This window comes from Sinomonas sp. RB5 (assembly GCF_054063535.1).
Window position 1 is genome coordinate 468,061 of record NZ_JBSSGJ010000001.1, and the last position, 13,657, is coordinate 481,717.

Sequence of the window (13,657 nt, forward strand, 5' to 3'; positions counted from 1 at the left end):
AGCGGCGGAAAGACGAGTGGTGCTCCGGTACCGCTTCATCGATAGCGTCGGTCGCGGCGGGCAAGGATGCCTCCGCCATCACGATGAAGGGGCCACCGAGCAGCAGGTCGCGGCCCTCCAGCAGCAGTCGGTGAGCCTGGACTCGCGGCTCGCGGCGGCCGCCGCGACGCTGCGGGACCTCCAGGCGTGACGCACGACGCCGGGCGGTCACCCCGGACCCCGGGCCGCCGCATGCTCGGGCTACTGCCCGCGGCCGGCCGGGGCGTGGAGCACATGCCGCAACTTTCCGCCCCTGGGGTTCACGAGGATCGGCTCGGGGTCCACGGCCAGGGTGACGCCCGGGAGCCCCTGGCCGTCGAGGTGGGCGCGCAGGCGCCGGAGCACCGCGGCCTCGACGGCGCGCGCCTCGTGCCCGGGCAGGGCCTCGACGCGGACGGCCAGCGCGGCCGGGCCCGTCTGCAGCACCTGGAATCGGTGCACGCCGGGGGTCTCCTCCACCACGGTGCCCAGGGCCATGGGCAGCAGGGCCACGGTCCCTGCCGGCCCCTCGAGCCGGAGGACCTCATCCGTCCGCCCCTCGATCCGGACGGTGGGCAGCGGGCTCCCGCAGTGGCATGGTTCGGCTCCGAGGCGGACGGAGTCGCCGAGCTCGTAGCGGATGATCGGCTGGACGAAGTTGGCCAAGTTGGTCAGCAGCACAGAGTGGGAGAGGACCCCGGGCGGCACCGAGTTGCCGGCAGCGTCGATGGGCTCGAGGATGAACCAGTCCGCATTCAGGTGCTGCTCGCCCCAGCGGCACGGCAGCGTGAGCGGGGTTGCCTCCGAGGCGCTGTACAGCTCCATCAGGGGGCAGCCGAACACGTCCTCGATGCGCCGCCGCACGGCTGGCAGCAGCTGCTCCCCGCCGCTCGCCACGATCGCGGGGGCAATCCGCAGCCTGCCGGCGGCCTGTTCCTCGGCCAGCACCTCGAGCCCGCTCGCGTACGACGCCACCATCGCCGGCCGGAAGCCATTCAGCTCCTGCACCAGCTGCGCCAGCGGCTCGAGCACCGAGAAGAAGCGCACATAGCGGCGGCGGAACGGCACCGAGCGCACCCGGCGCGCGTACATGACCGTCGTGAGGAAGTGGCCGCCGGTCGCGAAGACGAGGGCCGCCCGGATGCCCTTGGCCATCATCCGCACCAGCACCCGGGGATGGACGTAGGGCGGCCGGGCGTAGGCCAGCCCGTTCATCACGGCGACGGCGCGCCGGTCCTGCACGAGCAGCGTGGGCTCGCCGGTGGACCCCGACGTGGTGAAGACGACGTAGCGGCCCAGGAAGTCCGAGCCGATGGTGTCCTGCCGCGCGGTGAAGCGCTCGAGCGAGTCCTTGGTGACCTGCGGGTCGGTCACCCACTCGTCGAAGTGGGCCATCAGCTCGGCCTTGGCCACCGGCGGCAGGGACCCCAGGCCCGCATCCTGCGGGAGTCCTGCATACAGCCGGGCATAGAGGGCCGAATGCGCCCGGGCGTGCTGCAGCAGGGCCGCCAGGCGCTCCCGCTGGCGGGCCTCAATGGCGGGGAGGCCGCCCCGCAGCACCCGCCGCGCGTCCCGCAGGACGCCGAGCGGGGCCAACCGGCCAGATCTGCGCATGGGGCCATTCTGGGCGGCCCCGGTGACGGCCAGGAAGGGCCCTTCGGCTGCCCGGCTGCGGCCGGGGTGGCCCGCGCCCAGTAAACTAGGGCGAGTGACTAGGCTCTTCGGTACTGACGGCGTGCGCGGGCTGGCCAACGGCCTCCTCGACGCCCAGCTCGCCCTCAAGCTCTCCCAGGCGGCCGCCGTCGTCCTCGGCCACCGGCAGGTGGCGGACGGCACCCGGCCGCGCGCCGTCGTCGCGCGTGATCCCCGAGCCTCCGGCGAGTTCCTCGGGGCGGCCGTCGAGGCCGGCCTCGCGAGTGCGGGCGTGGACGTGTACGACGCCGGCGTGCTCCCGACCCCCGCGGCCGCCTACCTCGTGGCGGACCTCGGTGCCGACTTCGGGGTGATGATCTCCGCGAGCCACAACCCGGCCCCGGACAACGGCATCAAGTTCTTTGCCCGCGGCGGCCAGAAGCTCCCCGACGAGGTCGAGGACCAGATCGAGGCCCTCCTCGCCGATGAGCCGCACCGTCCCACCGGCGCCGGCGTGGGCCGCATCCAGCGCTTCTCCGACGCGGAGGACCGCTACATCGTCCACCTGCTCACCACCCTCCCGCACCGCCTCGACGGGCTCACCGTGGTGCTCGACTGCGCCAACGGTGCCGCGTCCGGCTGCTCGCCGCAGGTCTTCAAGGACGCCGGCGCCGAGGTCGTGGTGATCGGCGCCGACCCTGACGGGCTCAACATCAACGACGGCGTGGGCTCCACCCACCTCGAGAAGCTCCAGGCCGCGGTCGTGGAGCACGGGGCCGATCTGGGCGTGGCGCACGACGGCGACGCCGACCGCTGCCTCGCCGTGGACCACGAGGGCACCGTGGTGGACGGCGACCAGATCATGGCGATCCTCGGCCTCGCCCTCAAGGACGCCGGCAAGCTGCGGGACGACGTGCTCGTGGCCACCGTCATGAGCAACCTCGGCCTCAAGATCGCCCTGCGCGATGCGGGCATCACCATCCGCGAGACCGCGGTGGGGGACCGCTACGTGCTCGAGGAGATGCGCGCCGGCGGGTACTCCCTCGGCGGCGAGCAGTCCGGGCACGTGATCTTCTCCGACTTCGCCACCACCGGCGACGGCGTGCTCACGGGCCTGCAGATCGCGGCCCAGGTGGCCCGCACGGGCAAGACGCTCAAGGAGCTCGCGGCCGTGATGACCCGGCTCCCGCAGGTCCTCATCAACGTCAAGGGCGTGGACAAGGCCCGCGTCTCCGCGGACCCGGGCGTGGCCGCCGCCGTGGCCGATGCCGAGGCCGAGCTCGGGGAGACCGGCCGCGTGCTCCTGCGCCCCTCGGGCACCGAGCCCGTGGTCCGGGTCATGGTCGAGGCCGCGGACGAGGAGACCGCCCAGGCCGTCGCCGGGCGCCTGGCCGAGGTGGTCCAGAACCAGCTCGCCCTCGCGTAGCCGGCCGCGCCGGGGAGCGGAGCGGTGCGGCACCCGGTACGCTCGCTCGCGTGACTGACCTCGACGACCACGGCCGGCCCGAGCCGCCGCTCGATGCCACCGAAGCGGACACGCTCCTCGGCTTCCTGGACTTCCACCGCGCCACGCTCGAGTGGAAGACCCGGGGCCTGACCGAGGATCAGCTGCGGACCACGCTCCCGCCCTCCACCATGTCCCTGGGCGGCCTGCTCAAGCACCTGGCCCTCGTGGAGGACCACTGGTTCACCGAGGTCGCGCGCGGAGCGCCCGAGCCGGAGCCGTGGGCCAGCGTGGACTGGACCGCGGACCGGGACTGGGACTGGCACAGCGCCGCCCAGGATCCCGGCGACGCGCTCCGGGCACTCTGGGCCGCGAGCGTTGCCCGCTCCCGCGCGGTGGCGGACCGGCTCCTCGCCGAGGGCCCCGACGCCCTCGGCCGCCTCCACGCCCGGCCGAACGGGCGCACCCAGTTCTCGCTGCGGTGGATCCTCACCCACATGGTGGAGGAGTACGCGCGGCACAACGGCCACGCGGACCTCCTGCGCGAGTCGATCGACGGGTCCGTGGGGGAGTAGGCGGCCGGCGGCGTACCGTCCTGCTCACTGTGCAGCTGTCCGGGGCCCGCGGAGCGGCGTGTCCCGTCCCGACACGCCGGGCCCGGCCGCCAACGTGAGCAGAACGGTACGCTCGCCTCATGCGCACGCCCCCGCCTGCCGCCGTCCGGGCCGTCCAGCGCCTCAGCCGAGCCCTCACCCGGGCGGGCGCAGCCCTCCAGCCGCCGCAGGCGCGCTTCCTCGAGGTCTCCGGCGGGGTCGCGGCCATTGCGCTCATGCGGGCGGCCGTCCGCACCCGGCTCGTCGAGCCCCTCGCCGCGGGGCGCCGCACCGCCGACCAGGTGGCCCAGGAGCTCGGCCTCGACGCGGACACCGCGCACCGGGTCCTCCGCGGCCTCGCAGTCTACGGGCTCCTGACCCTGGACCGCCGCGGCGCCTTCGGCCTCACCGCCACCGGCCGGCTCCTGCTCGAGGGCCATCCGCGCTCGATGGCCGGCTGGGTCCGGTACGCCACCTCGGACGCCGTGCTGGCCGGCTGGCTGCGCCTGCCCGAGAGCCTCGCGGACGGGCGGCCGGCCTTCAACGCCGCCACGGGCAGGAGCCTCTGGGACCACCTCGCCGAGCACCCGGACGAGGAGGCCGGCTTCGCCCGCACCATGCACGAGCTCACCCTCCTGGCGGCGCCGCTCATCGTGGCCGCGTACCCCTGGCCCGAGCGGGGCACGGTGTGCGATGTGGGCGGGGGCGTGGGCGCCATGCTCGCCTCCGTCCTCTCCGCCCGCCCGGCGCTCAGGGGCATGCTGGTGGACCAGGCGGGCCCCCTCGCGGCCTCCGGGGAGTACCTCGCGGGCCGGGGCGTGGGCAGCCGGGTCCGCGCGGTCGAGGGGGACATCTTCGCCGGCTTCGAGGCAGCTGCGGACGTGTACCTGCTCAAGGACGTGCTCCACGACTGGGACGACGACCAGTGCCGCCAGATCCTGCGCACCGTCCGGGCCGCGGCCGCCCCGGGCGCCCGGGTGCTGGTCCTCGAGTGGCTCCAGGAACGCAACACCGCCGAGTTCCCAGTCTCGATCTCGGACGTCATGATGCTCGCCCAGACCGAGGGCCGCCAGCGCTCGGCCGCCGAGCACCTCGCCCTCGGTCAGGCCGCGGGCTTCCGGCCCGGCCGCGTCCTCGACACCGGCGCCTACGGGATCGTCGAGCTCCTGGTCCCCTGAGGCGAGCACGACGCCGGCCCCCCGCCTTCGGGAGGCGAGGGGCCGGCGTCGTGCGCGGGACAGGTGCCGTGCGCGGGACAGGTTAGAGCTCGCGGTCGGGGGCCTTCAGCGCATCGCGGATCTCGGTCAGCAGCGCGATCTGCGGGTCGACGGGGGTCTCTGCCGACTTCTCCTTGATGCCGAGCTTGCGGTTGCGGTGCTCGATCATCTTGTTCATGGGGACGATGATCACGAAGTAGATCGACGCGGCGATGAGCAGGAAGTTCACGATCGCGGTGAGCAGGACCCCGAACTTCACCGGGCCGACCACGAGGAAATTGTCGAAGTTCGGCTGGCCCACGAGCACCGAGATGGCGGGCATGAGGACGCTCTTGACGAGGGCGTCCACCACCGAACTGAACGCGGCGCCCATGATCACGGCGACGGCAAGGTCAATGACGTTGCCCTTCATGATGAAGGACTTGAATCCACTGAGCATGAAGACCAGCCTAGACGGCCCTACGGGTGGAGCAGCACCTTGGTGTAGCCGTCCTCGCGCGCGTCGAACTTGGCGTAGGCGTCCACGGCGTCGTCCAGGGGCACCTCGTGGGAGACGATCCAGGACGGCGCCGCGCGGTCGGCGGTGATGAGGTCGCGGAGCTCGCGGTTGTACCGCTTCACCGGGCACTGGCCGCCCGCCAGGCTGATGCCCTTGGTGAAGGCCTGGCCGTACTCGAAGGGGAGCCGGCCCTGCTTCGCGAGGCCGTAGGCGGCGCCCGGGTCCTCGGGGACATAGACGCCCACCACGCCGATGTGGCCGGTGGCGCGCACCACTTCGATGAGGTTGTCCAGCACCATCTCGGGGTGCTCCTCGCCGCTGGGATCGTGGGCCTGGTAGCCCACGGCCTCCACGCCGCAGTCCACCCCGAAGCCGTCGGTGGCGTCCATGATCGCGAGGCCCGGGTCCGTCTCGGAGAAGTCCACCGGCGTGGCGCCGATGCGCGCGGCGAGGTCGAGCCGGTCCGGCTCCTTGTCCACCACGAACACCCGCGCGGCGCCCTTGAGCAGCGAGCTGTACGCCGCCATGAGGCCCACGGGCCCGGCGCCGAACACCGCGACGGTCTTCCCGGGGGAGACCTGGGCCATCGTGGCCCCGTGGTACCCGGTGGGGAAGATGTCCGAGAGCATCGCGTAGTCGTTCTAGTGCTCGTTGCCAGCCGGGAGACGGAGCAGGTTGAAGTCCGCCCACGGGACCCTCAGCAGCTCCGCCTGGCCGCCCCAGTAGGGCCCCATCTTCGGGTAGCCGTAGCCGGCGCCCGGGTCCCCCGAGGGGTTGGCCCGCAGGCACGCCGAGGTCCAGCCGTCGTTGCAGTTGCGGCACGTGCCGCAGGCGAGGTTGAACGGCACGGACACCCGGTCGCCGACCTTGATCCGGTTGACCCCGGGCCCCACCTCCTCGACGATGCCCATGTTCTCGTGGCCGAGGACCATCCCGGAGTCGAGCTCGGCGCGACCCTCGTAGGGGTGCAGGTCCGAGCCGCAGATGTTCGCGGTGGTGATCCGGATCACCGCATCGAGCGGCTCCTCGATCCTCGGATCATCGACCTGCTCCACGGCCAGTTCCCGCGGTGCCTTGAAGACCACTGCCTTCATGAGGACTCCTCCTGCCTGTCGGTGCGGTTGTCCTCAGGGCACCCTCCCCGGCGCGGGCCGGGCCAAACATTGGCAGGTCAGCCGTTGCCGTTCCCGTGGCCGTGGCCCGTCGGGGTGCCGGTGCCGGTCGGTGTGCCGGTGCCAGTCTGGGTGCCGGCCCCGGTCTGGGTCCCGTTCCCAGTGTCGCCCTGGTTCCCCGTCCCGATGCCGCCGGTGGCGCCGTCGGTCGCTCCGGTGCCGTTGTCGTTGCCGGTGCTGCTCCCGCCGTCGCCGGTGATGAGGCTCTGCGGCGGGGTGTCGAAGTCGCCGTGGTCGTAGTACCCGGCCACCTGCTGCATGTAGGTGGCCCACTGCGGGCCCGCGATGTACGCGCCGTCGACCACCGGGTAGAACTTCCCGTTCACGGTCACGTCGCGGCCGGTCCGGGCGGCCGGCCCGTCGAGGGCCTCGCCGAAGTACGACGCCGTCGCGAGCCCCCGCGTGTAGCCCACCACCCACGTCTGGCTGTTCTCGTTGTTCGTGCCGGTCTTCATGGCGTCCGGGACATCCAGCTTCTGGGGGATGAGCAGGCCGGAGCCCTTGGTCGCCACGTCCTGGAGGACGTTCGTGGCCGCGGCCGCCACGTCCTTGCTCAGGGCGCCCTGCTGGCACTGGCTGGTCTGGCCGCCGATCTTCTGGCCCTTGACGTCGTCCACCTCGGTGATGGACACGGGCGCGCAGTACGTCCCGCCGCTCGCGAAGGTCGCGAAGGCGCTCGCCATGGTCATCGGGGCCACGTTGGTCCCGCCGAGGAGGTTGCCGAGCGTGGACAGGTCGAGCTTCTTCCCCGACCCCGCGCCGTCGTGCATCCCCATCGCGTCCGCCGCCCGCTGGATGTCGCAGAAGTCATTCAGGTCCGCGGCCGAGGCGAACGTGGCGGTGTTGATCGAGTTGTAGATGCCGGCGCGCACCGTCATGGGGCGGTAGTAGCCCTCGGAGTCGTTCTGCAGGTCGATGGAGCCCGGGACCGTGCTGTCGAAGACGCCGTGGACCGGCCCGCACGTGGACTTCCAGGGGAAGTCCGGCCCGTAGCGGCGCCGGGTGGCGTCCACGACCTGGTTGGTGGGCTTGCCCTCGTTCAGCCACGCCGCGAGGGTCACCGGCTTCATCGTGGAACCCGGCTGGTAGCCGCCCGCGCCGCCGAGGTCGGCGCCGTTCGCGTCCGTCGAGTCGACGTTGAAGTTGTAGGACGTGACGAACCCGGTTCCCTGGCCGTCCACCATCCGGCTGTTCTGGGCCATGGCGAGGACGTCCCCGGTCCCCGGCTGGACCGTCACGAGCGAGGAGCCCCACTTGTCCGGGTTGGACCCCGCGGTCGCGTCCACCTGCGCCTGGGCCGGGCCCTGGAGGCGCGGATCCAGGGTGGTCTTGATGGTCAGGCCGCCGAGCATGACCTTCTGCATCCTGGCCGTGGGGTCCTTGCCGTACGCGGGGTCGTTGAGGATCTGGTGGAGCACGTAGTCGCAGAAGTAGGGCGCCGTCGAGTAGGGGCAGCCCTGCCTGGGCGGGTTCAGCTTCAGCTCGATGGGGGACTTGACCGCGTCGTCGTGCTGGCTCTTGGTGATGTAGCCGTGCTGGAGCATGGCGTCGAGCACGAGGTTGCGGCGGTCCTTGGCCCGGTCCGGGTGCTGGGAGGGGTCGAAGTATGCGGGGCCGTTGACGAGGCCGGCGAGGAGCGCGCCCTGGGCGAGGGTGAGGTCCTTGGCGTCCTCGGAGAAGAAGTACTGGCTCGCGGCCTGGATCCCGTAGGCGTTCGCGTTGAACGGGACGATGTTGAGGTAGCCGGCCAGGATCTGGTCCTTCGAGAACTTCTGCTCGAGGCCGATCGAGAGCTCCATCTCGCGCAGCTTGTCGCTCACGCTCTTCTGCCCGTTGAGCACGATGTCTGCGCTCTGCCCCTGGGCGATGAGCTGCTCGTTGAGGGCGTTCGTGACGTACTGCTGGGTGAGCGTCGAGGCGCCCTGGCGGCCGCCGCCGGCGTCGGTGACGAGGGCGCGGAGGATGCCCAGCGGGTCCACGCCGCCGTGCTGGTAGAAGCGGTAGTCCTCGATGGCGACGATCGCGTTCTTGATGTTCGGCGACATCTGGTCCAGCGGCACGTCGGTACGGTTCTCGCTGAAGAGCGTGGCGATCACCGACCCGTCCGCCGCGACGATCTTCGACGCCTGGCCCGGCTGGACCTCCGTCAGGTTCGCGGGCACCGAGGTGCTCAGCGTCTGTGTGGCGCCGCTCGCCGCGTTCCCGGTGAGGGCGACGGCGGGGGTCATGAGCCCGGCCACGAGTACCCCGCACAGCCCGCTCACGGCGACGAACGCGAGGATCCTGCCCAGGGTCGTGGACGTGTCGAAGTACTTGTTGCTGCCAGGGGACATGGGGTGTAGGTTATGCGACCCTCCTCAATGCAAGCTGAAAGGGCCCGGCTCACACCGTGCCGGCCCACACTGTGCCGGCTCATAATGTGCCGGCTCACACCTTGCGCAGCAGCATCCTCCGGATGGAGTGGTCGGCGTCCTTGGTGAGCACGAGCTGGGCGCGTCCCCGGGTGGGCAGGACGTTCTGGATGAGGTTGGGCTCGTTGATGCGCTTCCAGATGCTCCGGGCCGTGGTGACGGCCTCCTCGTCGGAGAGCGAGGCGTAGCGGTGGAAGTAGCTCTCGGGCTGGGCGAACGCGCCCGAGCGCAGCTTGAGGAACCGTTCCACGTACCAGTGCTCGATGTAGCTCGTCTTGGCGTCGACGTAGAGGGAGAAGTCGAAGAAGTCGCTCAGCGCCAGGCCGGTGGTGCCGTCGCCGCGGGGCCGCGCGGGGGCCAAGACGTTGAGCCCCTCCACGATCAGCACGTCGGGCCGGCGGACCACGACCTCCCGGCCGGGCACGATGTCGTACGTCAGGTGCGAGTACCAGGGCGCCCGCACCTCCTCGGCGCCGGACTTGATCTCGGCGACAAAGCGGAGGAGCGCCCGCCGGTCGTAGGACTCCGGGAACCCCTTGCGGTCGAGGACCCCGCGGCGGGTCAGCTCGGCGAGGGGGTAGAGGAAGCCGTCGGTGGTGACGAGCTGCACGTTCGGCGTCGACGGCCAGCGCTGCAGCATCTCGCGCAGCACACGCGCAATGGTGGACTTTCCCACGGCCACGGACCCGGCCACGCCGATCACGAACGGTGTGCGCTGGGTCGACTCGCCGAGGAACGTCTGCGTGGCCGTGTGCAGCTCGCCGGAGGCCTCCACATAGAGGGAGAGCAGCCGGCTCAGCGGCAGGTAGACGTCCCGGATCTCCCTGAGGTCGAGGGGATCGCCGAGCCCGCGGATGCGGTCGATGTCGTCCTGGTTGAGGGGCTGCTCCATGCGGTCCGCGAGGCGGGCCCACGTGGCGCGCTCGAGCTCGACGAACGGGGACGCGCCATCGCCGGCCGACTCGCTTCTCTGCAGACTCACCCGTGCATTCTGTCAACTGGGACGGCGCCGCGCGAACTGCCGGGGTGTCCGAGCGCGCCGGTAGGATGGTCCGCATGTGTGGAATCGTCGGCTATGTCGGTACCGCCCGCGCGCTCGAAGCCGCGGACGGCAACAGCAGTCACAGTGCCCTTGATGTCGTGATCGAAGGCCTGCGGCGCCTCGAGTACCGCGGCTACGACTCCGCGGGCGTGGCCGTCGTCGCGGACGGGGCCATCGAGTCCCGGAAGAAGGCCGGGAAGCTGAAGAACCTCGAGCACGAGCTCGCCGAGCGACCCCTCCCGGAGAGCGTCACCGGCATCGGGCACACGCGCTGGGCCACCCACGGCGGGCCCACGGACGCCAACGCCCATCCGCACCTGGCCGACGGCGGCCGCCTTGCCGTCATCCACAACGGCATCATCGAGAACTACGCGACCCTCAAGGCCGAGCTGGCCGCCAAGGGCGTTCCGTTCCTCTCCGAGACGGACACCGAGGTCGCTGCGGCCCTGATCGGCGACTACTACCGCGGCGAGGCCGACGGCGACATTACCCGCGCGATGCAGCTCGCCTGCCAGCGGCTCGAGGGCGCGTTCACCCTGCTGGCCGTGCACGCGGAGCAGCCCGGCGTCGTGGTGGCGGCCCGGCGGAACTCGCCGCTCGTCGTCGGCCTCGGCGACGGGGAGAACTTCCTCGGGTCCGATGTCTCCGGCTTCATCGACTACACCCGCCGCGCGGTCGAGCTCGGCCAGGACCAGATCGTCACGATCACCCCGGACTCGTTCGTGGTGACCGACTTCTTCGGCGCCCCCGCGGCCGGCAAGGAGTTCGAGGTCTCCTGGGACGCCGCCTCGGCCGAGAAGGGCGGCTTCAGCTCCTTCATGGAGAAGGAGATCAACGACCAGCCCGCCGCGGTGCACGACACCCTCCTGGGCCGCTCCGACGAGTCCGGCAAGCTCGTCCTCGACGAGCTGCGGATCGACCCGGCGGAGCTCAAGAAGGTCAACAAGATCATCGTGCTCGCGTGCGGCACCGCGGCCTACGCCGGCCTCGTGGCCAAGTACGCGATCGAGAAGTGGTGCCGGATCCCCACCGAGGTCGAGCTCGCGCACGAGTTCCGCTACCGCGAGCCGATCGTGGACGCCAACACCCTGGTCGTGTCCATCAGCCAGTCCGGCGAGACCATGGACACCCTCATGGCCGTGCGCTATGCCCGCGAGCAGGGCGCCAAGACCGTCTCGATCTGCAACACGAACGGCTCCACGATCCCGCGCGAGTCCGACGCCGTCCTCTACACGCACGCCGGCCCCGAGATCGCCGTCGCCTCGACCAAGGCGTTCCTGGCCCAGATCACCGCGGCCTACCTGCTCGGCCTGTACCTGGCCCAGCTGCGCGGGAACATCTTCTCCGGCCAGATCCGGGACGTCCTCGCGGACCTGAACAAGATCCCCGAGAAGATCCAGACCGTCCTGGACGGCGCCGGCCCGCTCCGCGAGCTCGCCCGCAGCATGAAGGACGAGAAGTCCGTGCTGTTCCTCGGCCGCCACGTGGGCTACCCGGTGGCCCTCGAGGGCGCGCTCAAGCTCAAGGAGATCGCGTACATCCACGCCGAGGGCTTCGCCGCCGGCGAGCTCAAGCACGGCCCGATCGCGCTGATCGACGAGGGCCAGCCCGTGTTCGTGGTGGTCCCGTCCCCGCGCGGCCGCGACTCGCTGCACGCCAAGGTGGTCTCCAACATCCAGGAGGTCCGCGCCCGCGGCGCCCGCACCCTCGTGATCGCGGAGGAGGGCGACGAGGCCGTGCGCGCCTACGCCGAGCACGTCTTCTATGTGCCCGAGACGCCCACCCTGCTCATGCCGCTGCTGACCACGGTCCCGCTGCAGATCTTCGCCGCCGAGCTGGCCTCGGCGAAGGGCTACGACGTGGACCAGCCGCGCAACCTCGCCAAGTCCGTCACCGTCGAGTAGCCACCCCGTTTCGGGTACGCATCTCGTCGCCCTTTCGGGCTTTCGGGTACGCAGGGTCTGACGTACGACGACGGCCGGTCACCTTCCGCTGGGAGGTGACCGGCCGTCGTCGTCCGCCGAGGGCGCCCTGGTCAGATCAGCGCGTCGAGCGTGACGAAGGTGTAGCCCTCGGTGTGCATCTGGTCGATGATGCCGGGGAGGGCAGCGGCGTCGAGGGTCGAGCCGTCGTCCGGGTTGGAGCCGACGTGCATGAGCACGATCTCGCCCGGCTGGATCGCGTTCATGACCCGCTGGATCACCGAGGGCGCCCCGCGGACGCCGCCCACGGTGCCCTGCCAGCCGAGGGAGTCGACGGTCCAGCGGATCGCCGCGTAGCCGCTCGCGTTGACGGCGGCGATGGTGCGGGCGTCGCGGGCGCCGGAGGGGAAGCGGAAGAACGGACGCGGGTCCACGCCGTCGGCCCGGATGGCCGCCTGCGCCGCGGACAGCTCGGCGGCGATCTGCGCATCCGTCAGCGTGGTCATGTCCGGATGGGTCATCGAGTGGTTGCCGACCCGGTGCCCGCCCGCGGCGATCTGCGCGACGTCGGCCGGGTGCGCCTTGGCCCACGCCCCCGTGAGGAAGAACGTCGCGGGGACGTGCTGCGCCGCGAGGGTCGAGAGGATGGAGGCAAGCCCTGCGTCGTTGCCCCCCGCGTCGAACGTCAGGGCCACCACCTTCTCCTGGGTGGGGATCCGCTCGAGGTCCTGCCCGCGCAGGTTCGGCGGCAGCGCCATCGGGGGCAGGGGCGGCCCGGCGGTGGCGGTGGGCTTCTTGGTGGGCGCGGGCGACGTCGAGGGGGCGCCGGGCGTCGTCGGGCGCCCGGACGTGGGGCTCGGGGCTGCGGAGCCCGTGGGGGCGGCGGACGCGGTCCCGGAGCCGGGTGCCGTGGGGGAGGCCGACACGGTGGGCGCGGCCGGCGTCGGCTGCGAGGTCGAGCGGGTCAGGACGATCGCGACCGCGGTCGCCGCGAGGACAAGCACCACCGCGGCCACGATGATGACGGTGAGCCGTCGCCTGCCGAGTGCCGCCATGTGCAACCCCCTCGGTCACGACGGTACGCCCGCGGCAGTGGGCGCGCGAGGGACTTTGGTCGGGTCAGCCGAGGACGATGCCGCGGACGTAGGCGGCCTGGCCCACGTGCTGGGTCGCGTCGTTGAGCAGGCTCACGAGGCGCACGGCGGCGGTGACCGGCGGGGACCAGCGCTCGTCGACGACGCGGCCGAGGTCCTCGGGCTGCAGGCCCCTGATGACCTCGGTGACCCGGGCATGGACGGCGTCGTGGTACCCGCGGAGCACCTCGGAGTCCACCGCCGGGAAGTTCCCGACCTCGTCGCTCGACTGCCCATAGCCGGTCGCCCACTCGCCATAGGGCAGGGCGAACCGGTCACGCCACTGGGGCCACAGCTGTCCCGGCGGGACCTCGCGGGCGCGGGCCTTGGGCGGCTCGTGGCCCCCGAGGACGTGGGCGAGGGCGGCGATGTGGTCGTCCTCGACGCGGGTGAGGTGCCACACGAGCCAGGCGATGTGGTTGGCGTGGGGGCCGGGGCGCTGCAGGAGCTGTTCGGGGGAGAGGCCCAGGAGCGCATGCTCCACCGACTCCTCGACCCGCCCGAAGCCGTCGAGCAGGATGTCCGCGGCCCAGTTCTGGTCTGCACTCATGCGGGCCACCCTATGCCCCGGGCG

At 71.8% G+C, this 13,657-nt stretch carries 13 protein-coding genes; 5 read left to right on the plus strand and 8 right to left on the minus strand.

Annotated features, from left to right (window positions below):
- Positions 1-19: 19 nt before the first annotated feature.
- Positions 20-190, plus strand: a complete 171-nt coding sequence (locus ACVWWH_RS02220; protein WP_457315443.1) for a hypothetical protein — start codon at positions 20-22, stop codon at positions 188-190.
- 50 nt (positions 191-240) lie between these two features.
- Here ACVWWH_RS02220 and ACVWWH_RS02225 read toward each other — a convergent pair whose 3' ends face one another.
- Positions 241-1,632 carry a phenylacetate--CoA ligase family protein gene (locus ACVWWH_RS02225; protein ID WP_457315444.1) on the minus strand — a complete coding sequence of 464 codons (1,392 nt, stop codon included), beginning with the start codon at positions 1,630-1,632 and terminating at the stop codon, positions 241-243.
- 94 nt (positions 1,633-1,726) lie between these two features.
- Between ACVWWH_RS02225 and glmM the strand changes: the two genes are divergently transcribed.
- The 3 genes from glmM (at position 1,727) to ACVWWH_RS02240 (ending at position 4,865) form a co-directional block, all read left to right on the plus strand.
- A complete protein-coding gene (gene glmM, locus ACVWWH_RS02230) occupies positions 1,727-3,076 on the plus strand; it encodes a phosphoglucosamine mutase (RefSeq protein WP_457315445.1) in 1,350 nt (449 codons plus the stop codon).
- Positions 3,077-3,126: 50 nt separating this feature from the next.
- The gene (locus ACVWWH_RS02235; RefSeq protein ID WP_457315446.1) at positions 3,127-3,669 is read left to right on the plus strand and encodes a DinB family protein; all 543 of its coding nucleotides are present in this window, start codon (positions 3,127-3,129) and stop codon (positions 3,667-3,669) included.
- Between the two features lie 119 nt (positions 3,670-3,788).
- Entirely contained in the window at positions 3,789-4,865 is a 1,077-nt protein-coding gene (locus ACVWWH_RS02240; RefSeq protein ID WP_457315447.1) for a methyltransferase, read from the plus strand.
- 82 nt (positions 4,866-4,947) lie between these two features.
- On the opposite strand, the gene mscL is transcribed toward ACVWWH_RS02240, so the two are convergent.
- The 5 genes from mscL to coaA form a co-directional block, all read right to left on the minus strand.
- The gene (mscL, locus tag ACVWWH_RS02245) at positions 4,948-5,343 is read right to left on the minus strand and encodes a large conductance mechanosensitive channel protein MscL (protein WP_066499392.1); all 396 of its coding nucleotides are present in this window, start codon (positions 5,341-5,343) and stop codon (positions 4,948-4,950) included.
- Between the two features lie 20 nt (positions 5,344-5,363).
- Positions 5,364-6,032 (minus strand): zinc-binding dehydrogenase, encoded by a 669-nt coding sequence (locus ACVWWH_RS02250; RefSeq protein WP_457315448.1) that lies wholly within the window; start codon positions 6,030-6,032, stop codon positions 5,364-5,366.
- A 12-nt stretch (positions 6,033-6,044) separates the two neighbouring features.
- Positions 6,045-6,497 (minus strand): alcohol dehydrogenase catalytic domain-containing protein, encoded by a 453-nt coding sequence (locus tag ACVWWH_RS02255; protein WP_457315449.1) that lies wholly within the window; start codon positions 6,495-6,497, stop codon positions 6,045-6,047.
- A 77-nt stretch (positions 6,498-6,574) separates the two neighbouring features.
- Positions 6,575-8,908, minus strand: coding sequence for a transglycosylase domain-containing protein (locus ACVWWH_RS02260; protein ID WP_457315450.1), 2,334 nt, complete (start codon positions 8,906-8,908; stop codon positions 6,575-6,577).
- Positions 8,909-9,002: 94 nt separating this feature from the next.
- Complete coding sequence (coaA, locus tag ACVWWH_RS02265) at positions 9,003-9,968, minus strand: type I pantothenate kinase (protein WP_066499384.1); 966 nt, start codon at positions 9,966-9,968, stop codon at positions 9,003-9,005.
- Positions 9,969-10,042: 74 nt separating this feature from the next.
- On the opposite strand from coaA, the gene glmS reads away from it, so the two are divergent.
- Positions 10,043-11,932 carry a glutamine--fructose-6-phosphate transaminase (isomerizing) gene (gene glmS, locus ACVWWH_RS02270; protein ID WP_457315451.1) on the plus strand — a complete coding sequence of 630 codons (1,890 nt, stop codon included), beginning with the start codon at positions 10,043-10,045 and terminating at the stop codon, positions 11,930-11,932.
- Positions 11,933-12,063: 131 nt separating this feature from the next.
- Here glmS and ACVWWH_RS02275 read toward each other — a convergent pair whose 3' ends face one another.
- Positions 12,064-13,005 (minus strand): polysaccharide deacetylase family protein, encoded by a 942-nt coding sequence (locus tag ACVWWH_RS02275; protein WP_457315452.1) that lies wholly within the window; start codon positions 13,003-13,005, stop codon positions 12,064-12,066.
- 64 nt (positions 13,006-13,069) lie between these two features.
- Positions 13,070-13,633, minus strand: a complete 564-nt coding sequence (locus ACVWWH_RS02280; RefSeq protein ID WP_066499375.1) for a mycothiol transferase — start codon at positions 13,631-13,633, stop codon at positions 13,070-13,072.
- Between the last annotated feature and the right edge of the window lie 24 nt (positions 13,634-13,657).